Source organism: Sphingosinicella xenopeptidilytica, from assembly GCF_042676985.1.
Classification (GTDB): domain Bacteria; phylum Pseudomonadota; class Alphaproteobacteria; order Sphingomonadales; family Sphingomonadaceae; genus Sphingosinicella; species Sphingosinicella xenopeptidilytica.
The window spans coordinates 282,529-305,667 of sequence record NZ_JBHTIK010000008.1; the positions used below are offsets into that span (position 1 = coordinate 282,529).

The 23,139-nt window shown below is 60.5% G+C and carries 23 protein-coding genes and 1 tRNA gene; 15 read left to right on the forward strand and 9 right to left on the reverse strand.

Annotation, left to right across the window (positions count from 1 at the left end):
* Positions 1-186: 186 nt before the first annotated feature.
* A complete protein-coding gene (locus ACFQ00_RS13835; RefSeq protein ID WP_381491925.1) occupies positions 187-981 on the forward strand; it encodes an undecaprenyl-diphosphate phosphatase in 795 nt (264 codons plus the stop codon).
* On the opposite strand, the gene ACFQ00_RS13840 is transcribed toward ACFQ00_RS13835, so the two are convergent.
* A complete protein-coding gene (locus ACFQ00_RS13840) occupies positions 978-1,910 on the reverse strand; it encodes a complex I NDUFA9 subunit family protein (RefSeq protein ID WP_381491928.1) in 933 nt (310 codons plus the stop codon). The genes ACFQ00_RS13835 and ACFQ00_RS13840 overlap by 4 nt on opposite strands.
* A 126-nt stretch (positions 1,911-2,036) precedes the next feature.
* Here ACFQ00_RS13840 and ACFQ00_RS13845 point away from each other — a divergent pair.
* Both ACFQ00_RS13845 and ACFQ00_RS13850 read left to right on the forward strand, forming a co-directional pair.
* Positions 2,037-2,123, forward strand: a tRNA-Leu gene (locus ACFQ00_RS13845).
* 159 nt (positions 2,124-2,282) lie between these two features.
* A complete protein-coding gene (locus ACFQ00_RS13850) occupies positions 2,283-3,503 on the forward strand; it encodes a tyrosine-type recombinase/integrase (protein WP_381491931.1) in 1,221 nt (406 codons plus the stop codon).
* Between the two features lie 188 nt (positions 3,504-3,691).
* On the opposite strand, the gene ACFQ00_RS13855 is transcribed toward ACFQ00_RS13850, so the two are convergent.
* From ACFQ00_RS13855 to ACFQ00_RS13865, 3 genes are all read right to left on the reverse strand, one after another.
* Entirely contained in the window at positions 3,692-4,570 is an 879-nt protein-coding gene (locus ACFQ00_RS13855; protein WP_381491934.1) for a transglutaminase family protein, read from the reverse strand.
* Positions 4,571-4,587: 17 nt separating this feature from the next.
* Positions 4,588-4,893, reverse strand: a complete 306-nt coding sequence (locus ACFQ00_RS13860; protein WP_381491937.1) for a hypothetical protein — start codon at positions 4,891-4,893, stop codon at positions 4,588-4,590.
* Positions 4,894-5,127: 234 nt separating this feature from the next.
* Complete coding sequence (locus ACFQ00_RS13865; protein ID WP_381491939.1) at positions 5,128-5,358, reverse strand: hypothetical protein; 231 nt, start codon at positions 5,356-5,358, stop codon at positions 5,128-5,130.
* 627 nt (positions 5,359-5,985) lie between these two features.
* Here ACFQ00_RS13865 and ybaL point away from each other — a divergent pair.
* The gene (gene ybaL / locus ACFQ00_RS13870; RefSeq protein WP_381491942.1) at positions 5,986-7,827 is read left to right on the forward strand and encodes a YbaL family putative K(+) efflux transporter; all 1,842 of its coding nucleotides are present in this window, start codon (positions 5,986-5,988) and stop codon (positions 7,825-7,827) included.
* A gap of 15 nt (positions 7,828-7,842) precedes the next feature.
* On the opposite strand, the gene ACFQ00_RS13875 is transcribed toward ybaL, so the two are convergent.
* Positions 7,843-8,106: a hypothetical protein gene (locus ACFQ00_RS13875; protein WP_381491944.1), complete on the reverse strand. Its 264-nt coding sequence runs from the start codon at positions 8,104-8,106 to the stop codon at positions 7,843-7,845.
* Positions 8,107-8,199: 93 nt separating this feature from the next.
* On the opposite strand from ACFQ00_RS13875, the gene ACFQ00_RS13880 reads away from it, so the two are divergent.
* The 4 genes from ACFQ00_RS13880 (at position 8,200) to ACFQ00_RS13895 (ending at position 10,562) form a co-directional block, all read left to right on the forward strand.
* Positions 8,200-8,349: a hypothetical protein gene (locus tag ACFQ00_RS13880; protein WP_381491947.1), complete on the forward strand. Its 150-nt coding sequence runs from the start codon at positions 8,200-8,202 to the stop codon at positions 8,347-8,349.
* A gap of 268 nt (positions 8,350-8,617) precedes the next feature.
* Complete coding sequence (locus ACFQ00_RS13885; protein WP_381491950.1) at positions 8,618-9,529, forward strand: beta-1,6-N-acetylglucosaminyltransferase; 912 nt, start codon at positions 8,618-8,620, stop codon at positions 9,527-9,529.
* Between the two features lie 48 nt (positions 9,530-9,577).
* The gene (locus tag ACFQ00_RS13890) at positions 9,578-9,706 is read left to right on the forward strand and encodes a hypothetical protein (protein ID WP_381491952.1); all 129 of its coding nucleotides are present in this window, start codon (positions 9,578-9,580) and stop codon (positions 9,704-9,706) included.
* Between the two features lie 349 nt (positions 9,707-10,055).
* Positions 10,056-10,562 (forward strand): pyridoxamine 5'-phosphate oxidase family protein, encoded by a 507-nt coding sequence (locus ACFQ00_RS13895; RefSeq protein WP_381491955.1) that lies wholly within the window; start codon positions 10,056-10,058, stop codon positions 10,560-10,562.
* A 4-nt stretch (positions 10,563-10,566) separates the two neighbouring features.
* On the opposite strand, the gene ACFQ00_RS13900 is transcribed toward ACFQ00_RS13895, so the two are convergent.
* From ACFQ00_RS13900 to ACFQ00_RS13910, 3 genes are read right to left on the reverse strand one after another with little or no spacing between them, the layout of a single operon-like run.
* Positions 10,567-11,412, reverse strand: a complete 846-nt coding sequence (locus tag ACFQ00_RS13900) for a UdgX family uracil-DNA binding protein (protein WP_381492009.1) — start codon at positions 11,410-11,412, stop codon at positions 10,567-10,569.
* Positions 11,367-12,041, reverse strand: a complete 675-nt coding sequence (locus tag ACFQ00_RS13905; RefSeq protein WP_381491958.1) for a TIGR03915 family putative DNA repair protein — start codon at positions 12,039-12,041, stop codon at positions 11,367-11,369. Before ACFQ00_RS13905 ends, ACFQ00_RS13900 begins: the two co-directional genes overlap by 46 nt.
* Positions 12,038-13,276 (reverse strand): putative DNA modification/repair radical SAM protein, encoded by a 1,239-nt coding sequence (locus ACFQ00_RS13910; protein ID WP_381491961.1) that lies wholly within the window; start codon positions 13,274-13,276, stop codon positions 12,038-12,040. The genes ACFQ00_RS13905 and ACFQ00_RS13910 overlap by 4 nt, the downstream gene beginning before the upstream one ends.
* A 530-nt stretch (positions 13,277-13,806) precedes the next feature.
* Here ACFQ00_RS13910 and ACFQ00_RS13915 point away from each other — a divergent pair.
* From ACFQ00_RS13915 to ACFQ00_RS13940, 6 genes are all read left to right on the forward strand, one after another.
* Entirely contained in the window at positions 13,807-15,966 is a 2,160-nt protein-coding gene (locus ACFQ00_RS13915) for a catalase (RefSeq protein WP_381491964.1), read from the forward strand.
* Between the two features lie 13 nt (positions 15,967-15,979).
* A complete protein-coding gene (locus ACFQ00_RS13920; RefSeq protein WP_381491967.1) occupies positions 15,980-16,600 on the forward strand; it encodes a hemerythrin domain-containing protein in 621 nt (206 codons plus the stop codon).
* A 4-nt stretch (positions 16,601-16,604) separates the two neighbouring features.
* On the forward strand, positions 16,605-18,230 hold the full coding sequence (locus tag ACFQ00_RS13925) for an FAD-NAD(P)-binding protein (protein ID WP_381491970.1): 1,626 nt from the start codon (positions 16,605-16,607) through the stop codon (positions 18,228-18,230).
* 470 nt (positions 18,231-18,700) lie between these two features.
* Complete coding sequence (locus tag ACFQ00_RS13930) at positions 18,701-19,846, forward strand: RES family NAD+ phosphorylase (RefSeq protein WP_381491973.1); 1,146 nt, start codon at positions 18,701-18,703, stop codon at positions 19,844-19,846.
* A 350-nt stretch (positions 19,847-20,196) separates the two neighbouring features.
* Entirely contained in the window at positions 20,197-20,595 is a 399-nt protein-coding gene (locus ACFQ00_RS13935; RefSeq protein WP_381491975.1) for a sigma factor-like helix-turn-helix DNA-binding protein, read from the forward strand.
* Between the two features lie 72 nt (positions 20,596-20,667).
* Complete coding sequence (locus tag ACFQ00_RS13940; protein ID WP_381491977.1) at positions 20,668-21,606, forward strand: HEPN domain-containing protein; 939 nt, start codon at positions 20,668-20,670, stop codon at positions 21,604-21,606.
* 248 nt (positions 21,607-21,854) lie between these two features.
* On the opposite strand, the gene ACFQ00_RS13945 is transcribed toward ACFQ00_RS13940, so the two are convergent.
* The gene (locus ACFQ00_RS13945) at positions 21,855-22,259 is read right to left on the reverse strand and encodes an HU family DNA-binding protein (protein ID WP_381491979.1); all 405 of its coding nucleotides are present in this window, start codon (positions 22,257-22,259) and stop codon (positions 21,855-21,857) included.
* A gap of 663 nt (positions 22,260-22,922) precedes the next feature.
* Between ACFQ00_RS13945 and ACFQ00_RS13950 the strand changes: the two genes are divergently transcribed.
* Positions 22,923-23,139, forward strand: a 217-nt coding sequence (locus tag ACFQ00_RS13950; protein ID WP_381491982.1) for a helix-turn-helix domain-containing protein, incomplete at its 3' end; no start/stop codon positions are given.

Here is a 23,139-nt window from a genome sequence, read left to right on the forward strand (position 1 = left end):
GGCGCTTGTCACGCAATTTTCGGCAGATAGGTAAGTTATTATTACCTAATATGGGCTGAAAATGGCCTTATCAAGAATCGTTCTCAGGTTCGAAGGGTATATAAATGGCCATTTCGGTCCTAACTCCTGGGAGGACGGCGCGAATCGGGTGTGCTATTTCCGCGCGACCTTGTCGCCGGAGGGCTCATGTCGTTTCTGCAATTGCTCATTATCGCCATCGTTCAGGGCGTTACCGAATTCCTGCCCATCTCATCCTCCGGGCATCTGATTCTGATCCCCAAGCTCACCGATTTCCCCGATCAGGGCCCGATGATCGACGTTGCCGTGCACGTCGGCACGCTCGCGGCGATCATCGTTTACTTCTGGCGCGATGCGCTGGGGCTTGTGCGCGGCGGACTCTCCAACGTCGGCATCGTGAAAGCGCCGGCCGAGCGGAAACTCTTCTGGTGGATCGTGATCGGCACGATCCCGGCGGTGGCGTTCGGCTTCTTCCTGAAGAGCGGCGGCTATCTTGAAGGCTTTCGTTCCACGCATCTCGTGGCGATCAACCTCATTGTCTACGGCCTGCTGCTGTGGGCGGCGGACCGCTGGGGCAAGCAGGTGAAGGCCTATGAAGACCTGACGCTGAAGGATGCGGCACTCGTCGGCCTCGCGCAGGCGCTCGCGCTCATTCCCGGCACGAGCCGCTCCGGCGTGACCATGACGATGGCGCGCCTCCTTGGCTATGCGCGGCCCGAAGCGGCGCGGTTCTCGTTTCTGCTCTCCATGCCCGCCGTGCTCGGCGCGGGGCTGCTCGCGGCGTTCGACCTCGCCGACGCGTCGGCTGGGATGCAGCGCGACGCCGTGATCGCGGGCGTGCTCACCTTCTTCGCGGCCGTGGCGACGATGGCGTTCCTGATGCGCTTCCTGCGCCGCGGATCGATGCTGGTGTTCGTCGTCTACCGCGTGGCGCTGGGCGTCGTACTGCTCGCCTTCTTCTAGGCGACGCTGAAGCGGCCGTGCGGGCGGAACCGCACGAGCCAGCCCGGAGCGACGGCCGCCATCGGCGTCGCGTCCACCCCGAGCGCGGCCAGGCCGGGCGCGCCTTCGGGCACGACGTTGTCGCTCTGCAGCATCTTCCACTGGTCGCTTGTGAGCGGCGCGCCGGGCAGCCAGCCGGTGAAGCGCGCCAGCAGGCCTGCGGCGGCATCCGGCACATCGACGAACGTGGGCGTCCGCCCCGTGGTTTCGGCGAGCCATTCGAGCAGCGCGCGCATCGTCAGCACGTCGGGGCCGCCGAGCGACACCGTCTTGCCAGCGTGGAGCGCGTGTTCGGAGGCCGCGGCCGCGATGGCGCGCGCCACGTCCACCACATAGACCGGCTGGAATTTCGTGCCCGGCGCCACCACGGGCACCACCGGCAGGCGAAGCATACCGGCGAAGCGGTTCAGGAAGCCGTCCTCGGGGCCAAAGATCACCGACGGGCGCAGGATCGTCGCCTTCGGGAAGGCCGCGCGCACGGCCGCCTCGCCAAGCGCCTTGCTTCGGCCGTAGCCCGACTCGCTCTCAGCGTCGGCGCCGAGCGCCGAGACGTGCACCAGCGAGGTCGCGCCCGCCGCTGCAGCCGCCTTCGCGATCGCCCCGGCGCCCTTCACGTGAACGGCCTCGAAGCCGCCGTGCGAATCGGAAAGCGTGCCGATGAGGTTGACGACGGCGTCTGCCCCCTCGACCGCGCGGGCGAGCGAGGCGGCGTTCCCGAGGTCCGTGCGGACGAAATCAAGCTGACCGAGCGCCGCGAGCGGGCGCACATGCAGCGCAAGGTGCGGATCGCGCGTCGCCACCCGCAGCCGCGCGCCCGTTTTCGCCAGCGCCTGCACCACATAGCGCCCCACGAAGCCCGAACCGCCGAAGATCGTAATCAGCTTCGCCACAACCCAAATCCTTCCGGCCAGTCCAAATCGTTCCCGCGCCGCATATTCCATACGCACGCCCATTGACAAGCACGGGGACGGACCGTAACCCGCATCGCCTCGCAGGGCGAGAGCATCCGACCCCGTGCCCAGGTGGCGGAATTGGTAGACGCGCTAGCTTCAGGTGCTAGTGCCGGTAACGGCGTGAAGGTTCGAGTCCTTTCCTGGGCACCAGAAACAGTCCATGGACGTCCATTTTCGTCCGCCAAGTGACTGGTTTTTCTCAAGTATTTTTGCTATGGTGTCCGCAGGCAATCGGGCAAATTCACCCGATACCACGACGATGCCATGGTATTTTTCGTGGTATCGAGTTGCCCTCCGGAAGGAGGTACCATGCGACTCTCAGCGCTGGCGATCCGCAACGCGAAAACCCGCGAGAAAGCATACAAGCTTGGCGACGGGCACGGTCTCTATCTGCTCATAAAGCCGAGCGGTACGCGGCTCTGGCGGATGAACTACACGCACATGGGGCGGCAGAAGACGCTCTCGTTCGGCGAATGGCCGTTGCTCAGCCTCGCCGAGGCGCGGGAGAAACGAGACGAAGCCCGTCGCTGCCTTGCGGCCGGGCTGGACCCGTCCGAGGAGCGCAAGCTTGAACAGATGCGTGCCGAGGTTGCGGCCAGCAACACGTTCCGGGCCATTGCCGAGGAATGGTATGTCAAGAACGAGCGCGAGGGGCTTTCCGCCGTTACGCTCGCGAAACTCCGCTGGCTCCTCGACAAGGCCTACCTGACGCTCGGCAACCGTCCGATCAAGCATATTGGCGCGCAGGAAGTGCTTTTGGTGCTCCGCCGCATCGAAGGCGCGAAACACTATGAAAGCGCGCGGCGTATGCGCAGCGTCATCAGCCGTGTGTTCCGCTACGGCATCGCGACAGCCCGCGCCGACAGAGACGTGGCGGCGGACCTGCGCGGCGCCTTGGTGACGCCGAAGGTCAAACATCTCGCCGCCATTACCAATCCGGCCGACGCGGGCGCCCTCATGCGGGCCATCGCAGGTTACACGGGACATGCCGTGACCCGAATTGCGCTGGAGATGTCCGCACATGTCTTCGTACGTCCCGGCGAGATCAGGCAGGCGGAATGGACGGAGTTCGATTTCGACCGGGCACTATGGGTGCTCCCGGCCGAAAAGATGAAGATGCGCCGGCAGCACCGCGTGCCTCTGTCGCGGCAGGTACTGACGCTCCTCAGCGAGCTGAAGCTGCACACCGGGCACGGTCGTTATGCGTTTCCCGCGTTTCATACCCCGCGCCGCCCCATGTCAGAGAACACCGTGAACACGGCGCTGAGGCGCCTTGGCTACGCTCAGGACGAGATGACGGCCCATGGATTCCGGGCGATGGCGGCGACACTCCTCAACGAAATGAGCATCTGGAACGCCGACGCCATCGAACGCCAGCTTGCCCACATGGAGAATAACGGCGTGCGTCGTGCCTACACGCGCGGTGAGTACTGGGAGGAGCGCGTCCGCATGATGCAGCACTGGTCGGACTATCTCGACCAACTCCGCGACGGCGCGAAGGTCATCAGGGCGAAGTTCGGAGCGGCATGAATTGGGCCGTGTTCTGCCTGTCCGCTTTTTTGCACGGCCACGAGAAAAGCTGACATTCGCGAAGTAGCGGACGATGCGCCGTCAAGCTCGAATGATCCAAACAAACTGTTTGTTTTGTTGAGCCCAACTCTGCAGATTTGTGTGATCAATTTCTCGAAGCGGTGATGCCCAACAAGGCAGGGCCTAGATCAGTCCAGTTTCACAGCGGGTTCTATGCGGACGGAGGCCGACATTGTCTCAAGGGCTTCAGCGGTGCCGGCAAAGCTGCCGGACACGGGCAAGGTCTGCCCGATGCTACGCGCCACGGCAACGGGGATTAGACTGAACCCGCCGACGCCGAGGTTGGTGGGGTCGTAGGCGATCCAGCCTGCGCCTGGCACGTAGACTTCGGCCCACGCGTGCGTGGACCCATCGTCGGCAGAACCCAGCATCGTGCCGTCGGCATTGTGCAGGTATCCTGACACAATGCGCGCGCCGAAACCGAGACTGCGCACGGCCTCGACGAGCAGGACGGCGAAATCACGGCACGAGCCGGAGCGATGATCGAGCGTCGTGATAGGCGATTGCGTGCCTTCGGCTTCACGCGCCTGATACCGTATCTGCGCCTGGATACCGGCATTCAGGTCGCTGAGAAGTGAGAGCGTATCGGTAGGGGTGCCACGGACGAACGCTCTTGCCCAAGCGGTGAGCCGCCCTTCCGGGTCCGGATATTCCCGGACCAACATCGCGCCGAGATCAAGCCGTTCGTCAGCGCTGTAGTCGAATGGAAATGCGGCCGCCGATGCCGTGATATCGAACACCGGCCACTGGGCGGCATCAAGCCGAAGCCGGGACGTGCTTTCGATGACAAGACTGTCCGTCGGGGTGTTGAAGATGGCGGTTGCGATCGTATTTCCATGTACGTCCTGCGCCCAGTGTATCTCCGCCACCGGGTCCGTCTTCACTTCGAACTCAATCAGTCGAAGCTCGCAGCTTTCGCGTGGGCGCAGCATCATGCGATGCGGCCCAAGACTGATCGGCTCCCGATAGCGGTAGCAAGTCCGGTGATGAATATCGAGCGTGACCACTGCGGTTCCGGCCGGTTTCAGGGGTGCGCGAAACCGCGGTCTGGGTTCTCGTTTTCCGGCATGGTATCCGAATCTGGAACGGACAATGCGATGCGCCCTTCCGCAGGCCCAGCAACCGCGGCACGTCGTTTGTCGCGGTGTTCCGCTGCCTCGGCTTCGCGCGCCCATGCTGCTGCGGCGCCGGTCGCCAGTTGCCGAAGATTGGGAAGCACGGCCTTCGCCGCTTGATCGAGATGAAAACGTTCCTGCGTGCGACAAAGGCTGGATGATGGTTGCATTTTAAATCCCTTCGAAACGGAGCGACGAGCTGTCGTCTGGCGCATCTTGCCCGCTAATGTGCGTTGCCGGTCTCGACCCATGCAGGATGTAAAGGCCCTGCGCCGATCATGGTCCGTGCCATGTCTGAACGCTTCAGGGTCTTTTGCGTAGAACCCAGTCCGCACCGGGATTCTTGATCATCGGCCGGCCGCATTTTTCACATTCGCTGACGAAACATCCGCCTTCCCATCGGCTGCGGTCGTGGTCGGGCGTGTGGAAGCCAAGCAGAGTGTGCAGCGTCACGACAGGAAATCCCCCGCTGCGTCCGAACTCGCTGCACCAGAGCAGAACGGTACGATATCACGGGTAAGTTCGGAAACCAGTTCCGGATCTCCCGTATCGATGGCGTCCGCAAGGCGGGTCCACCACCGGGCTGACATCAGACACCGGCTCCGAATCGCGGGCGCGGCATCGGCGGCCTGGCGTTCCGCATCGGCGGCACGGCTCCGGCAAAGATCGCGTTGACTCATGCGGTTGCCGCAACACTGAGCCTGATTGGAGCGGACACCGGGATCAGGGGCCTCGCAGCCGGCATGCGGTACAACGGACGCAAGATCGTGCGCGGGGCTGCGGGCTCGCAGATCGCAGGCGCTTCTGGTGCCGTGTGTGCGAGCACAGCCTTACGGGCGAGTGCCTCGAAGGCCGTTGCGAGCTTGCCGTGGATGATCTTTACACTGTCATTCGCGGCGCTCTCTTCCGCCTGCCTCGACTGAGCCGCGCGACGCGTGAAGTATTGGATATCCGGCTGATAGGGCATGGTGCCTCCTCGAAGCGGGAGCGCATATTGTCTCTCAGTCGCTGCGGTGCTGGTTGGGCTACGGCGATATTTGAGGTTTAATGCTTTTCTTTGTAAAAAGCGAAACAAAGTTCCAAAATTTTGAAATTAAATCGAAAATCCATATTTATCATGTAATTGATAGTCTGTAACGGTTATTGAAAGATTGTTAGCTATTCATATCGCAATCAAAATGTCATTGCTGTTATATTCTTGACACATCCGATTATTTTCTGATTTTCTGGAAAATCAGACTGAGCCTTCCTATGTTGGCTGCACATTGCATGCTGCGGTGTCCGTCCTTCCGGAACAAGGCTTCTGCATGCCGCATGACACGACACTGATTACCACGCTCGTCATGGGTCTTGTACTTGCGTTCGCAGGCGGCTTCGTTGCCAGCAGACTGAAACTGCCGCCGCTGGTGGGCTATCTGGCTGCCGGCGTGGCGGTGGGACCGTTCACACCTGGCTTTGTTGGCGATGCGGCATTGGCCGGCCAGCTCGCCGAGATCGGCGTCATCCTGCTGATGTTCGGCGTCGGCTTGCACTTTTCCATCAAGGACTTGATGGCGGTTCGCAGGATCGCCATTCCGGGTGCCGTAGCACAGATTGTCGTGGCGGCAGGGCTCGGTGCTGGACTGACGTGGCTGTGGGGCTGGCCGGTCGGTGCCGGTATCGTCTTTGGGCTGGCCTTGTCGGTTGCATCCACCGTCGTGCTGCTGCGCGCGATGGAGGAGCGCGGCGCGCTGGAATCCATCAACGGCCGCATCGCTGTTGGCTGGCTGATCGTTGAGGATCTGGCAATGGTGTTGGCTCTGGTGTTGCTCCCAGCCCTTGCAGGCGTGCTGGGAGGCCAATCTGCCGGTATGGCGGGATGGATCGGCGGCGGCGGCATCGGCTTCACACTTCTGTTGACGCTCGGCAAGGTGACGCTGTTTCTGGCGCTCATGCTGGTGGTAGGAAAACGTCTGATACCCTGGGTGCTCGAACGCATCGCGCGAACAGGTTCGCGCGAACTGTTCACGCTCTCCGTGCTCGCAACCGCACTCGGTATCGCATATGGCTCGGCCGCGCTCTTCGGCGTATCGTTTGCGCTTGGCGCATTCTTCGCAGGCGCGGTTCTGAGCGAGAGCGACTTCAGCCATCAAGCTGCGGCGGACTCCCTGCCGCTCCAGGACGCCTTCGCTGTCCTGTTTTTCGTGTCGGTCGGCATGCTGTTCAATCCGGCGATCCTGGTTCAGGAACCGCTGTCCGTACTGGCGGTGCTGGCGATTATCCTGATCGGCAAGTCAATCGCAGCCTTCGGAATCGTGCTTGCCTTCGGCTACCCGATCCGGACAGCGCTGACCGTATCGGCGAGCCTCGCCCAGATCGGGGAGTTTTCCTTCATTCTCATCGGCCTCGGCGTCACGCTTGGCATGGTCCCTTCATCAGGACAGGACTTCATCATCGCAGCTGCCGTGCTTTCCATCGCGCTCAATCCACTTGTATTCTGGAGTTTCGACAAGTTGGAAAGTTGGCTCGGTCGCCATCCCGGCCTGCTCGTGCGAATGGAACGCAGCAGCCATGACAATCTTCTGCATCTGGCCGAAGCAGCGAGCATAGCGGCGCCGGGAGGGCATGCCATCGTCATCGGCTACGGCCGAATTGGAAGAATCATCGTCAAACTGCTCAAGGAACAAAACCTCCCGGTCATCGTCGTGGACAAGGATCGCCGCCGCGTGGAGGCGCTGCGCGAGCGCGGCGTTCCGGCAATCTACGGCGATGGATCGACACCTGGCATCCTCGACGCCGCCGGCGTTGCCGGTGCTCGCCTGCTCATCATCGCCACGCCCGAAGGTTTTCAGACACGGAGGATCATCGAACTCGCCCGCCTGCTCAATCCGGAGATCGATACAGCGGTCCGCACGCACAGCGACTCCGAGGTCACGTATCTGGAAAGTCAGGGTGTGGGTCTTGCTATCATGGGCTCACGCGAGCTGTCGTTTGGCCTGGCGGACTATGCGCTTCGAAGTCTTGGCATTTCGCAGGCCGAAGCATACTGCATCATCCAGAACGAACGTGTGTCCGGAGAAGGTGGGGCCTTCGAGCGGCGACCGGATATTCCGGCGCGCCATGCGCCCGAGTTGCGGGTATATCGTGCGGATGACGGCGAAGAAGGATAAGGGCTCATGCCGACATCATGATTGGCCAGCATATCCCCTACCGTCGTTATCCAATGCCGCCCGGAGATCGTCGGGGTCAATCGTCACCCGCCTGATCACTCCAGTGCTGCGGAGCAGGATAACGGTTGCGATCCGTCGATACACCGTGTGCGTATTGCCCTCGATAATCTCTTCGTCGGTTTCGATGTCGTAGGTGCCTTCAGGCTGCATTTCCTTCATTGGTTTCAAAAGGAAAGGCGACCTGAAAATAACAGATGCTACAGTGGTACGGATCGTCATTGTGCCTTTCCTCTGGAACGCCTGAAGCCAATCCCGCTGAGATACTCTTAGCACATTCAATCTTATTGCGCCCTGTTTCTTCAGAAATGCGAAATGGCGAATATCCAGAGTTTGGCTTTTGAAAAGATCATACAAGATGCTGTCACGTTGGCGACGACCCTCATCGAAGAAGATGCGGATTGCCAGAGATTTCGCAGTTTGCGCGGTCGCTCGGCACCAAGTGGATTTTTAGTGTTCCATTGATGGCGCCCACTTCCGTAGGGATCGAGCAGCTTTGAGTTGCCCCAAGCCATCGGCTTTCAACAAACAGCGTGAAACTGCTGCTGGTTGTAAAGGTGGCTTTCGATAGCTATATGTCCGATGCGCTGTTCGCTCAACTGAGCGAATCCTGTCAGGCGTTGTCTCTTTACGATCAGAAATTCATTTGATTGGCTTTCCTGAGGCAGGAAACGCAATCGCCGTGCTCCGGGGTTTCGACAGCCGGGTGGGGCGATCTGGAGAGGCCTGCCTGATGATTGCCTATTTCCTCCTCGTCCACCGTTATCCGACGCAGTTCAAACGTCTCTTCAAGGCGATTTACCTGCCGGGAAATCAATATGTTGTTCATGTAGACAAGAGCTCGGGTATGGCTCTCGCAAAAGAAATTTCAGCTTTCCTTGAACCCTATCAGGGAGTCGAACTCCTAGAGTCTCAGGACGCGCTCTGGGGTGGATATAGCCTCGTCGATGCAGAACTGCGCGGCATGGCTCGCCTGCTCGAAATGGATAAGCACTGGTCTCACTACATAAATCTGTCCGGCCAAGACTTTCCGCTGAAAAGCCAGAACTATATTCGCGAGTTCTTCGCTGCGAACCCGGGCAAACAATTCATACGCGCCCTCGATCAGCGCAAGGAACGACCCGACACACTGAACCGGATCAGCCATCTCTTTATCGAGGAACATGGTGCGATGACCGCAACGGGTGTGCCACGCTCCTATCTGTTCGGTGACACGCCCTTCATCGGTACGCAGTGGAAAGCCGTCACCCGCAGCTTTTGCGAATTTGTCTGTCATGATCCTCGGGTCGAACGATTCAAGACCTTCTATCGCAACAGCTTCATTGCGGATGAGGCATTCTTCCAAACCGTAATCATGAACAGCGATGATCAAGGCATCGTCATGAATGACGACTTGCGGATGATCGATTGGGTTCCCGATGGAGATATCAAGCTGCGCCCCCGCAACTACGATGAAGCGGATTTCGGTCAGCTACAACGCAGCCCCGACCTGTTTGCGCGCAAATTCGATGGCGAGAACGGCTCGCGAATCCTGTCCCTGCTTGAACATCATCTACGGTCCCCGGCCGCGAGCCACTATCCATCGCGGGTTCATCCGCCGAGAACGCCATCATATTCAAACACGCCGGACGCTGTCTTCGCCTGATACGCAGACCCAGGCATCTCAGTTCATCACTCCTGAAAGGAAAAGCCCATGGCCAAGTCCCAGAAGAAATCCAACCGTGAAATTCGTAAGCCCAAAGCCGAAAAGCCAAAGACCAACGCGTCCAAGCCATCGGAGAAACGAGGTGTGGTGTCCGGCCTTGAAAACATAAAGCGCTAGGTCCGCCACATGAACAAATGCTGGCTATCCGCGATAGCTCGCGCGCAGGCGGAACGCCGACAATTGGGCGCGTTGCCGCGACTGTGCTTGTCGCCAACAATGTCGTGACGGTTGCCGCCAACTTAGCCGACGTTTCCGGTGCGGGAGTCAGCTTCTGGAACCTGCCATTGGTTCATGCAACTGCCGGTAGGCAACTATCGAGCCGGTAACTTTAGATTAGCACAAAAAAGCACGTTAATTTGAATCGTCGCAAAAAGGATTGTGGCACTACCACACGTGATTGCTGTGCTTGATACTTGGAACGAAGACGCTGGCTGCCGCGTTCCCCAATGGGAGAAGGAGCCTGGATATGAAGGAAAGCCAACACGACAATCCCGCCACCCCTGAAGAAATCACGGACCGCATATGGGAACTGGCCCATAAGATCGACATTTGCATGCTGACGACCTGGAATGGGAATGAGCAACGTAGCCGGCCCATGTCGGCAAGGCCGCGACGAGGCGAAAGCGTTGTATATTTTCTTACCGATGTCGAAGGTGAGAAGAACGCCGAGATTGCATCCTATCCCAGAGTGTCGCTCTCATGGGCGGACAACGGCACCCATCGCTACGTCGTTGTCTCAGGCGAGGGCGTAATTTCGAATGACCGGGCGAAAATCACGGAACTGTGGGGCACCATGGACAAGATCTGGTGGGAAGATGCGAATGATCCCACCATCAGATTGCTTACCGTAACGCCGGATCGCGGAGAGATATGGGATAGCCCGAACGCTCTGGTTTCAGGCGTGAAAATGCTCAAGGCCATGGTAACGGGCGGTGCGCCGGAACTTGGCGATAATGCCTCCGTGAAAATGTGATCCATCAGGACTGTCTACCGACAGAAGCGGAGGGCCGAAGCCTATCGCAATGCGCTTTGGGAGAGTGCGTCAGCGCATCGAGTGAAATTTTTAACGCGCACAGATCTGTCTGAAAGCGTTTCTCTTCCCGATGCCGGACAGCAATATCAACGCGCAGTAAATAGCTCGGATGGACGGTCAGCCATAGGCGTGAGTTTTCTGGCAAGGCGATCGCGCGACCACACTCCCGGCCGATACTCGGGGTCCGGCCGAGTATCGCTCGCCCTGCGCTTGCGCCCAGAGCCAGTATGATGACTGGCTTGACGAGCCGCCGCTCAGCGTCGAGCCACCAGCGGCAATGGTCGATCTCGCCGGCGGTGGGGTTCTGGTGGATACGCCGCTTGCCGCGCTGTTCGAACTTGAAATGCTTCACCGCATTGGTCACGCGGATCAGCGACCGGTCGAACCCTGCCTGGTTCAAATGTTCGTCGAGCAATTGTCCTGCCGGTCCGACAAACGGTCGCCCCTCCTGCTCCTCCTGATCCCCTAGCTGTTCGCCAACGATCAGCAGTTGCGCCTGCTCTGGCCCTTCGCCGGGCACGGCGCGCGTTCCGTTGCAGCCGATGGGGCAGCGCCGGCAGGTGGATATACCCTCCGCGATCTCCTCGAACGTGGACGGTGGCTTTTCCGGAAACACCCCGCCACCCTGCGCCACCATGACGGCTTCGCGTGCCTGGGCCCCGGCGATCAGTTCGGGGATCAGTCGCGCCTCGGGAAGATTCTTCCAATAGCGGCGCGGCATTTCCTTCACCATCATGGCGACTTTCAGCCGCGCTGGATTGAAGATCGAAGCGTAGTAGCGTTGCCACAGCTCCTCGGCGGCATCCTCGGCTGGCGCGTCGTTTCGGTCAACACCTCACCGTCCCAATGCAGGCAGAGGTCCGGGGTCAGGATCGACCAGCGCTGGCTGGCAAAGCGGTTGAGGAAAAAATCCGCATTGGCCCGCAGGACATGATGATCCGGCTCGAACCAGGCGACATAGCGGTCCACCCCATCTGGCTCCTCAATCGCGCGAAACCGGACGAAGGCGCGCATCTTGTGAATGTCGCGACGAACATGCCCCATCATGATGGTGAGACGATGGGCATCTCGATCCGCCGCCTTCTCCATCAGATGGGGATCGTCCTGAAGCCGCCAGAGGAGCCTGTAGAGCAGGGCGAACCGCGCCGGGTCGTTATGCAGGACAACGCTGCCCGCCAGCCGCAAAAAGGCCTTGTTCGCCCGCACGGAGCGCCGTGCAGCAGGTATTGGAGCGGTATCCCGGTCTGCCGCACCGAACAGGTCGCGCTCGCCTTGCCGATCCGCCGACCAGACGATGCGCTCAGGCGGAATACACGCGGCCGCCATTACCCTTGCCTGATTGCGCCATCCCTCGAAGTCGTCGGGACGGCCTATTGCCAGATGATGGAGGTCGCCGGCCGGGCCGGGCGCTATGCTCATCCGAACAGCTCCATCTGGCGGGGCGGCGCCAGCCGGCTGCGCAGGTCAAGCCGGTCTATCAACAATGCCGGGCGCCAATCCGCCGCCGCGATGAAGGGGCGTATCTTCGATATGGATCGTGTCAGCCGGGCGAGGTCATCCAGTCGCAAGCGATGATGGCGGCGCGCCTGAATGATCGCCGCCACTGCGCGCGTACCCAGCCCTGGCACCCGCAGCAGCATCTCTTGTGGCGCGCGATTGATGTCGACCGGAAAGCCCTCCCGGTGTCCCAGCGCCCAGGCCAGCTTCGTATCGATATCGAGCGGCAGCATCCCATCGGCATCGGTCGCCTGCTGCACCTCGTTCGCCGTAAATCCGTAAAAGCGCACCAGCCAGTCCGACTGATACAATCGATGCTCGCGTATTAACGGCGGGCGCTTAAGCGGCAGCACGGCACTGGCATCGGGGATGGGACTGAATGCGGAATAATAGACCCGGCGCAGCCTGAACCGGTCGTAAAGATGGCTAGCCCTTCCGATGATCTGGCTATCGCTGGCGTCATCCGCGCCGACGATCATCTGGGTGGACTGGCCAGCCGGGGCGAAGCAGGGCGCATGGCGAAAGCGCTTGCGCGCATCCCTGGCTTCAGTGATGGCATCGCCGATCCGTGCGATGGCTCCCTCGATCTGCTTGCCATTCTTGTCGGGTGCGAGCTTCGCCAAACTCGTCTCGGTCGGCAGTTCGACGTTGATTGATACCCGGTCCGCCCACAGCCCGGCTCGCTCGACAAGTTCCGGATCAGCCTCGGGAATTGTCTTGAGGTGGATATAGCCGCGAAAGCGATGATCCTCCCGCAAGGAGCGGGCGACCTCGATCATCTGCTCCATCGTGTGGCTGGAGGATTTGATGATGCCGGAGGAGAGGAAAAGCCCTTCGATATAGTTGCGCCGGTAAAAGCTCAGCGTCAGGTCCACGACTTCGGCCGGCGTGAAGCGCGCCCGACGCACGTTCGAGCTCTTGCGGTTGACGCAATAGTGGCAGTCGAAGATGCAGTGGTTGGTCAGCAGTATCTTGAGCAGGGAGATGCACCGCCCATCGGGTGCATAAGCATGGCAGATCCCCATGCCCTGGGTTGAGCCCAGCCCCTTTCCATCGCGGCTGTGGCGTTTAGCCGTACCGGACGAAGCGCAGGAAGCGTCGTATTTTGCAGCGTCCGCCAGAATTTCCAGGCGCTCGCTCAAACTCAAACTGGACATATGTTCTATATATGTTCTTACGCAACTTTAGGCAACCGATCGCTGCGCCTGTGCCTCTGGAAGTGCCGAGCCCGGACTCACGCAGTGACAGAATGGGGTTAGCTTGCATGCCGAAACAAGCGGGGAGACGGTCGGCATGGCGGGCTGGTCCGTCCGGGATAGCGATGGTTTCCCAGCTGCGCATAGATTGGACGGAGACGGGTGGCCGCCGGTCGACGAGCCGGATCGCAGGGGCTTCGGCTCGCTCATCATGGAGCGCAATCCACGCGTCATTTCCGGTGCAAGGGTGAGTTGTCACTACGAGCCCACAGGCTTCATATGGCGATTTAAAGCGCCTGCGCATAGCGTTCTGGCCAGTTAGGCGAGGCAGCCGGCAAGGGCTCGGCGTCATCGCTCTTTTGGAACTATTGCCGGGATGAAGCGTAACTGATCCAGAGCGGTGAATTCTGGAGAGGGCATCGTAAAACCGGCACGCCGACCGGGCGGCTCACGGCATTCATCGCGATACCATTCCACGGGGAGGAGCGATCATGCCCAAAAGCAGCAAGCCAGCCGGTTCACCTAGCCTCACCAACTCTCTCCACCACCATGCGCCAGGGTCGGGACAGATCGATGTCGACGAGGGTGTCGGCGTCGGAGGCGAAACGCAGCAGACCATCGCTTCTGATGGAGATCACCAGGACGGCACAGCCCATCTGACCGACAATTTTGGTCACCGTATTTCGGACAACCAGAACAGCCTGCGGGCCGGAGAGCGCGGCCCCACGCTGTTGGAAGACTTCGTCCTCCGCGAGAAGATCTTCCATTTCGACCATGAGCGCATTCCCGAGCGGATCGTCCATGCCCGCGGCTCTGGCGCGCATGGCGTGTTCGAATGCACCAAGGCCATTCCTGAACTCACCAAGGCGTCGATCCTCCAGAAGAAGGGCAATAGCTGCCCGGTATTCGTGCGCTTCTCGACCGTGGCGGGGGGCGCCGGGTCGATCGATACGCCGCGTGATGTGCGTGGCTTCGCAGTCAAGCTCTATACCGACAGCGGCAACTGGGATCTGGTCGGTAACAACATCCCGGTCTTCTTCATTCAGGACGCGATGAAGTTTCCGGATCTGGTTCACAGCGTGAAGATGGAGGCGGATCGCGGTTATCCGCAAGCCGCTTCCGCGCATGACACCTTCTGGGACTTTATCGGCCTGATGCCCGAAGCCATGCACATGATCATGTGGGCGATGTCAGACCGCGCCATCCCGCGCTCGCTCAGGATGATGGAAGGGTTCGGGGTCAACACGTTCCGCTTCGTCAATGCCAAGGGCGAGGCGCGCTTCGTCAAATTCCACTGGAAGCCGGTGTTGGGCATCCAATCCACGACATGGGACGAAGCGGTGAAGATCGCCGGCGCGGACCCCGACTTCCATCGGCGCGACCTGTTCGAGGCGATCGAAGCCGGCGACTATCCCGCATGGGATCTCGGCGTGCAGGTCTTCGATGAGAACTGGGCCGCGCAGCAGCCCTACGATGTCCTCGACGCCACGAAGCTCATCCCTGAGGAGGAAATCCCCGTCGAAATCGTCGGGCGGATGACGCTCAATCGCAATGTCGACAATTTCTTCGCCGAAACCGAGCAGGCGGCTTTTCTGCCGAGCAACATCATTCCCGGTATCGATTTCTCCAACGACCCGCTGCTGCAAGGCCGCCTCTTTTCCTATCTGGACACGCAGAAATCGCGGCTTGGAACCACCAATTTCCACCAGATTCCGATCAACGCGCCCAAATGCCCGTTCCACAATTTCCAGCGCGACGGGATGATGCAGACTCTGGTGCCCACCGGCCGCGCCAATTATGAGCCGAACAGCCTCGCCGACGCCGGCGAGGATGGCGGTCCGCGTGCCTGCCCTGAAACCGGCTTTTCCAGCTTCACGGCGAATGACGAGCGCAACGATCCCGCGCAGAAGCTGCGCATCCGCGCGGAGTTGTTCGCCGATCACTATAGTCAGGCGCGTCTGTTCTACCGTTCGCAAACGGAGAATGAGCAGGCGCATATTGCCTCGGCGCTGGTGTTCGAACTGTCCAAGGTGCAGCTCGACCATGTCCGCGCGCGGGTCGTCTCCCGGCTGCGCAACATTGACGAGGATCTGGCGAAGCGGGTCGCCGACGGCCTCGCCATCGATCTGCCGGAAAAGGCCAAGGCAGCGAAAGCCCCCGTCGACATGCCGCCATCCGATGCGCTGTCGATCCAGAAGCAGGCGAAGGACATGCTCGAAGGCCGCAAGGTCGGCATCTTGTTCTCGGAAGGCTCCGACAAGGGCAGCATCGATACGCTGAAGGCCGGAATCGAGAAGGCTGGCGGAACCGCCTTTCTCGTTGCTCCCAAAGTCGGCGGGATCAAGGTGAAGGGTGGCACGCTCAAGGCCGATGGCCAGTTGGCTGGATCGCCTTCGGTGCTGTTCGACGCAGTCGCCTCGATTCTGATGCCCGATGCCGCTGAAAAGCTGACCAAGGATGGTGCTGCGGTTCAATGGTTCATGGACGCCTATGGTCATTGCAAGACCATCGCCCACTGCAAAGGCACGCAGATTCTGCTCGACAAGGCCAATGTCGAACCGGACGGTGGCGTGGTTTCCATCGAGAATTTCATGAAGGCTGGTGTCAAACGCCATTGGGCACGCGAGCCCAAAGTGCGCGATCTCGCCTGACAGGGAGGATGATATGGCAACACAGACCATCGAAACCCGCAGCCGGAAGCGCATCACGCCGGCGAAGGCAAAAACCGCCGCGATCGGGAAGGCGAAAGCGATCGCGCCCGATCTTGCCGCCCGGATCGGCAGCACGCCGAAGACGAAGTTTCGCGGAGACCCGGACGTATTCGGGCGTTTAGTCGAGGATCATGACCGGCACCGTGCCCTGCTGGCGATGATCGAGGAGACGCAGGGCAAATCGCCCGATCGTCAGACGCTGTTCCTGGAACTGGTGAAGGAACTCAAGTCCCACGCCGCCGCGGAGGAACAGGCGCTCTGGTCCACGGTGCTGCGCGATCCTGAAACAACCGACGACGCCCGCCACGCCATCGCCGAGCATAAGGAGATCGACGATATGCTTGCCGATCTCGCCGCACGTGACATGGCCTCGCCCGGTTGGCTGCGACGCTTCGCGGACCTCAGGCAAGAGTATCTGCACCATATCCGGGAAGAGGAGCAGGAGCAGTTCGTCGCGGCCCAGAAGCATCTCAAGGCGACCGATGTTCGCTATATGCGCCGCATCTTCAATCGCCGCAAAAAGGAAGGGAAGGCCGTCGCGAAGATCGAGAAGAAGATTAGTCTGAAGGATTGAGCCCATGTCCGACGAGGGGGCGCTGAAACGGGTCGCGATCGTCGGCGCGGGGCCGACCGGACTCTATACTTTCTTCTCGCTGCTGGAAGCCGGCACGCCGCTTGCCATTGCCATTTATGAACAGGCGGAGGAAGCGGGCGTCGGCATGCCTTACAATGATGACGAGAATATCCGGCTGATGCTGGCCAATATCGCCAGCATCGAGATACCACCGCTCATCCAAACCTATCTCGACTGGTTGCTCGATCAGGACGCAGATCGCCTGGCGCGCTATGGTGTGGAGAAGGATGGTCTGCATGAGCGCCAGTTTCTGCCGCGCATCCTGCTTGGGGAATATTTCCGGGATCAGTTCCTGGCGCTGGTGGAGCGGGGAAAGGCAACAGGTTTCGACATCGCCGTGTACGAATCCTGCCGCATCACCGATTTGGAAGCGCGGGAGAATGGAGTCTGGCTCTCCGCAGAGTGCCAGAGCGAACCGCAGTGCTTCGACCTTGCCGTCATCGCCACAGGCCATGTCTGGCCCGATGGAGAAGAGGCGACGCGCTCCTTTTTCCCCAGCCCCTGGTCGGGCTTACTCGATGCGGACATCCCGCCTCGCAAGGTCGGCATAATGGGCACGTCGCTCAGCGCCATCGACGCGGCGATGGCAGTGGCTGCTCAGCACGGCCGGTTTGTCGAGGAGGTGGACGAGGCGTTGCGGTTCAAGCGTGATGAGGGCAGCGAGGGGCTGACGATCACGCTGATGTCTCGCTCAGGAATCCTGCCCGAAGCCGATTTCTACTGCCCCATTCCCTATGAACCACTCCGCGTCGCGACGCCGGAAGCCATTGAGCGGGAAATCGGCGCTGGATCGGATAACCTGCTGGATAGGATTTTCGCGCTCATGGCGCGGGAGATTGAAGCAGCCGATCCCACCTGGAGCGCACGCGTTTCGCTACCTGATCTCGATGCCGACAGCTTCGCCGACGCCTACTTTTCGGATCGCCAGCGTCACGACGCATTCCGTTGGGCCGAATATAATCTGAGAGAGGTCGAGCGGAACAAGCGCGGACGGCACACCGTGCCCTGGCGCTATGCGATCCTGCGCCTCCACGAAACCGTGCAGGAGATAGTGCCCAACCTGTCCGACGAGGACCGGGACCGCTTCGATGCCGGACTCAGCAGGGTGTTCATCGACAATTATGCAGCAATTCCCTCAGAATCGATCCGCAGACTGCTCGCGCTGCGCGAAGCGGACGTCATCCGCCTGCTGGAACTGGGATCGGATTACGATAAGCAGGTCGAGGAGACTGGCACAGACATCGACGTCGATGGGACCCCGCATCACTTTGACGTGTTTATCGATGCGCGGGGCCAGAGACCGCTGAAGACCAAAGATCTGCCCTTCCCCAGCCTACGCCGCCAGTTACTCGCGGTTGGGGAGGATATTCCCGATGTCGGGGAGGATTATGTTTTGCTGGCACCGGACGTCACGCGTGGCCGTGTCGCATTCGGGGCACTGCCTTACCTCATACATGATCGGCCCTTCATCCAGGGCATTACCGCCAGCGCCGAGATCGGATCGGCAATTTCCAACGCGGCAAGCAAGGCCGGGTCGCGTACACGTCGAAGGCTCGGAGTTATTGGATAATTAGCTTGTCTCCTGCCGCCAACAGAGCCGACGTTCGTGGTGCTCCGGTTGGCCGTCAAAACCGGCCGTTCATTCGCGCGGCGAGTGATGGCCCCTTCTGGGCCGTTAGCTGACTGCACGGTTTCGAGCGAGAATCACGGGAAGCGGCTCTTCGTTTACATGATTCTATATGGTCATGGTCGGACAGCTGAACGCCGTAGGGGAGAGTTTGTCTCGTCCACAACTGCCAGTTCGCACCGACCAACAACTTCGACAGTTTGCTCCGGTACTGGCGCTTGCATCGGGAGACCACGGGCGTTTCCGTCGAGGTTCGCATCGCGGCGGTTGCCCGCAGGGCCGAATCCGAAACTCCTGGCGTGTGCGATGTCATTGCCTCAGAATTCGTCCTATTAGGGTGACGGTTTTCTCCATCAATGTCAGGATGAACAGGGACTCGAATGGTTCGATCCGTGAGCAGACTCGGTAATTGAATGACAAAAAATGATGATTGGCATCCCAAGACGGTGAGCCTTTGCAGGCATTGCGCCAAAGATCCTGAGTTGAAAGCCTTGGTCGAAAGCGACCTCCGCGATGGCGTTTGCGGGGTTTGCGGTTCGAGTGCCTCCAGGGTCTACAATCCCGAACGGTTCGCGGAGGCGCGCAACCTCATCAGGGCGCTGACACGGTTCCACTTCAGCGAGCCAGACTATAATCCTGACGAAGGTGGAACATCGATCCATAACATCCTTCTCGAAGACCCGAATCCGATCGTCGAGACGGCGAAGCCCGGTCCTCATGCCAAGGCCTTCATCCACCGGATCACATGGGAAGACGGGATGTACCCCGACCCTGACATGGGTATCCGGCTCTACGCCGGGGAAGAACCCAATCTGGAACAGCTGCTGAATTTCTCGATTCCCGAAACGGTCTCATCGTTCAGGAGGCTCGGAGAGAGGCTGAAGCAGGAAAACTTCCACGCTGTCGAGAATGCGATGGAGAAACTCGTTGCCAGGATCGAGGCCGATATTGAGTTCGAAGTGACAGAAGACTCGCTCTGGTATCGAGGACGGATCGGCGTAGCTCGGGATCGCCTCGGCATGCCACATGGAGAAGTTGTCCGGGTCGCTACGCCGTACAAGGGAACAGCGATCGGCGCACGCCTGCCACCCGATGCGACGGCGGGCCGCACAAACCGGGAGGGCGTATCCGTTCTTTATCTGGCGTCGGAAGTGGAAACCGCGCTGGCGGAAATTCGACCCCATCCAGGACATCTGATCTCCATGGGCGGTTTCCGCGCTGGAAAGAACCTTCGGGTCGCGCGCTTCGATCTCCCGATCAGAAGCTTCTCGTCATCGGACGATCGCCTCGATCTGTTCACGATCATCTATCACATCGACTGGCTGCTCCGCTTTCCGATCATTCCGGAGGAACGACACCGCTATGCCGTCACCCAGCTTCTGTCTGACATACTCATTCGCCGCGGCTTCGAAGGGATCGCGTATCGAAGCTCGGTCGGAACAGGTATAAATCTCTGCGTATTCGATCCCTCGAGATTTGCATTCGACGAAAGCGCATCGGCTGTGAAACAGGTCGAACAACTGCACTACACATTCTCGGACGTGGACATGCATGACTGAGTACGTCGCTGCCATTGTGGTCGACAAATAAACGAACGGCCGGTTTGGGATGGGCAAGGACTAGCCCGAACGTCAGCAACGGGGCGCAAAGCGGTCATAAGGTTTGCACACCTGCATGGTGCCATCCCGCCTACGGCGGTCTGAATCCTGTTTGATCCGGCTCTCGCGCGGTGTGTGCGGGTCGCTTTGCCTTTGGTCCGGCTGTGCCGGTCCTGCAACCCGCGTAGCGGGTCTTCCACTTCGTTTCAGCCTTTCGGGTGCAGGCCCGGCCCTTTAGGCCGGACCTCTCGGCGCTCCGCCGCCCACCCCGCTCTTCCGCCGGGTGCGGCTGATGGAGAGGGAGAAGAGGGGTGCAGCAGCGTATCAATGGAGCCGCCGTGCCGCAGGATATGGACCGGCTTTCGGTCATGCGGCGGGTGCTCGAAGGCCTGCCTGAAACGACGCTGATCGTGTTCATGGCGCACCGGGTCGAGGGTAAGCGCTATGCCGAGATCGCACGCGAGCTTGGCATCAGCGAATGGCGCGTCGAGCGCCACATGGTGCGCGCGATCGGCCGGATCGCGGACGTGGGTGGACGCTACCGGACGGCGTTTCTGGCGCTCGATCTCATGTCCCGGCAGGTGCTGGAGCTGGCTTGGGACGGGCTTTCGCATGACCGGATCGGCGTGCGGCTGGGACTTGCCTTGGACGAGGTCGAGACCCGCATGGCCGATGCTCTGGTGTCACTCGATGAGGCCACAACCCTCTGACCAGGGGGTTGTGATCGTAGCCCCCTGTTCTTGCAGTGCAAAGTCACGCCCCAGTTGCTAGGAAGGCGTCCTATGCGCACCGACCTCGATCATCTTCCGCCCACAAAGCAGCGCGAGCTCGAGCGCGTGCTGGAGGTGCTGTTCGCAGGTTTCGAGGAAGCCACCGCACTTGCCACGCAGGCCTGGAAGAAGAAGGGCCGCATCCTCAAGGTCGTGCTCTACGGCAGCTACGCGCGCGGCGGATGGGTCGACGAGCCGCACACCGCCAAGGGCTACAAGTCCGACTTCGACCTGCTCGTCGTCGTCAACGACAAGCGCCTCACCGACCGCATCCCCTACTGGGAGAAGGCCGAGGATCAGCTGATGCGCGAGTACGGCATCACCAAGACTCTGAAGACCCCGGTCAACTTCATCGTGCACACGCTTCAAGAGGTGAACGACGGCCTCGCGCATGGCCGCTACTTCTTCATGGACGTCGCGAAGGATGGCATCGCACTCTACCAGAGCGATGACATGCCGTTCCATACGCCCAAGCCCAAGACGCCCAAACAGGCGCTCGCCATGGCGAAGGAATACTTCGAGGAGTGGTTACCGGCAGGCCTTCGCAAGTTCGACCTGGCTGGGGAAGCGGTAGCTCGCGGCTACCCCAAAGAGGCGGCATTCCTATACCATCAGGCCGCTGAGAGTCTGTACCATTGCGCCCTTCTGGTGTGCACCTTCTACACCCCCCACGTGCACAATCTGGGCTTCCTGCGTACGCAGGCCGAGCGTCTGGACCGTCGTCTTTTCCACGTTTGGCCGCGCGATACGAAGAAGGAACGGGCGCTCTTCGAGAAGCTCAAGGAGGCCTATGTGAAGGCCCGCTACTCGAAGCACTATCGCATCTCGGCCGAGGAGCTGGAGTGGCTTGGCACGCAGGTCGAGGAACTCGGCCGCATCGTCCATGCCGTGTGCAGCGAGCGCATCGCCGAGCTCGAAGCCGCCACAACATCCGGCACTTCCGCCTCCTGAACCTGCCGATCCGGGCAGGTTGTCGTGCAGCGTCCTGCCTCATAGGCTGGCACCATTCTTCCCCCTTCATAAACTGAACGCCGGCCTTTCGGGCCGGCGTTCCTTTATCGGGGCGGGTGCCCGGAAGTGGCGATGACGGAACCGGCCTTATGGCCCGGCGTTCCATCCTCTCCACCGTCATGGTGCGGCCGCCAGCGCTTTTACCCCCTGTCGCTGGCGGCCAAATTCATGCCCGTACTGTCCCGGCCTCAGCCGTTGAGCCGGTCCTTGACCGCCTTGGCGGGGCTGAACGTGAGCTTGTTCGACGCCGCGATCTTGATCGTCGCGCCGGTTGCCGGGTTGCGGCCTTCGCGCGCCGGAGAAGCCTTCACCTTGAACTTGCCGAAGCCGTTCAGCGACACTTCCTCGCCCTTGGCGGCAGCATCGGTGATCGCGGCGAACACGGCGTCGACGGCCTTGCGCGCATCGGCTTTGGTGGTCCCCAGCGTCTCGGCAAGCGCTTCGGCGAGGTCGGCATTGTTCATGTCTGAGCGTCCTTTTGTTGTGGAAATGCCCCTCTGAGGCCCCGAGGAATCGCTGTCAAACGAACACGTCGTTAATGCGGGAAAGTGCGCAGAAAGCATGCCCAAAGCATCGCTTTGGGCTGCCACCATGCTGCACGAATGCTGCGCAACATGACCTGCTTCCGATCCGTCTTCGCATCCATTCCATCCGAAAAGTCGTCCACTGCCGTCTAGCAAAGCGAAAAGCGCTACCCCCTGATCAGAGGGTTGCCGTGAACGTCCGTGCGCGTCCGGGACAGGATCGGTCTGTCCGAAGATCGGAAGGGGGCGGGAGGGGAGGAAGCGGGAGGGAAGCGAAAGCAAGATAAAGGCGGTTGCTCGCTTTTCTCGCAAGCCATTGTCTGCACGTCGAAATTTATAGAGACACCCGCCCTTGGGCTGGAGGCAAGCTACTCATGACCCGAGACCCGCTTGTCAGAAGTGGCGGAAATCCGGGCTATTCGCCGTTTTTACCGCGAGATCGGCATGGAGCACCCACCTGTCTGCGTGGGGTATGCTCGCGACGCACCGCCGCGACCAGCATTCTAGACATCCCTCACGCCTCTGTCATGCCGGGGTTGGGCGCGGGGTCTTCCGCGCGCGCATCGAGGCCCGAGATTCCCTTCGGTGCACCGGGGAGGCCCTGTTTGAGGCGAGGCGAGAAGCGCAGCATGGCGCCACTTTCGGACAGCCAGTTCCCGACCCGAAGGATTGCCCATGCTTACACCGTCCCCACGCACCCCACTCACCGTCCGCATCCCCGATGCCTGCCGCATGACAGGCATCGGGCGCTCTAAGCTCTACGAACTCATCAAGGCCGGGGAGATCGAAACCGTCAAGGTCGGCAGCCGCACGCTCGTGACCGTGGCAGGGCTCAAAGCGTTCCTCGAAAAGTGCAGGGGAGAAAGGACGATGCGCACTAGGTTTCGTGGACAAAGCTTGACTGGAGACTCGGAGGTTGATTCAAGGCTGTCTTTTGGGAGGCGGCGTT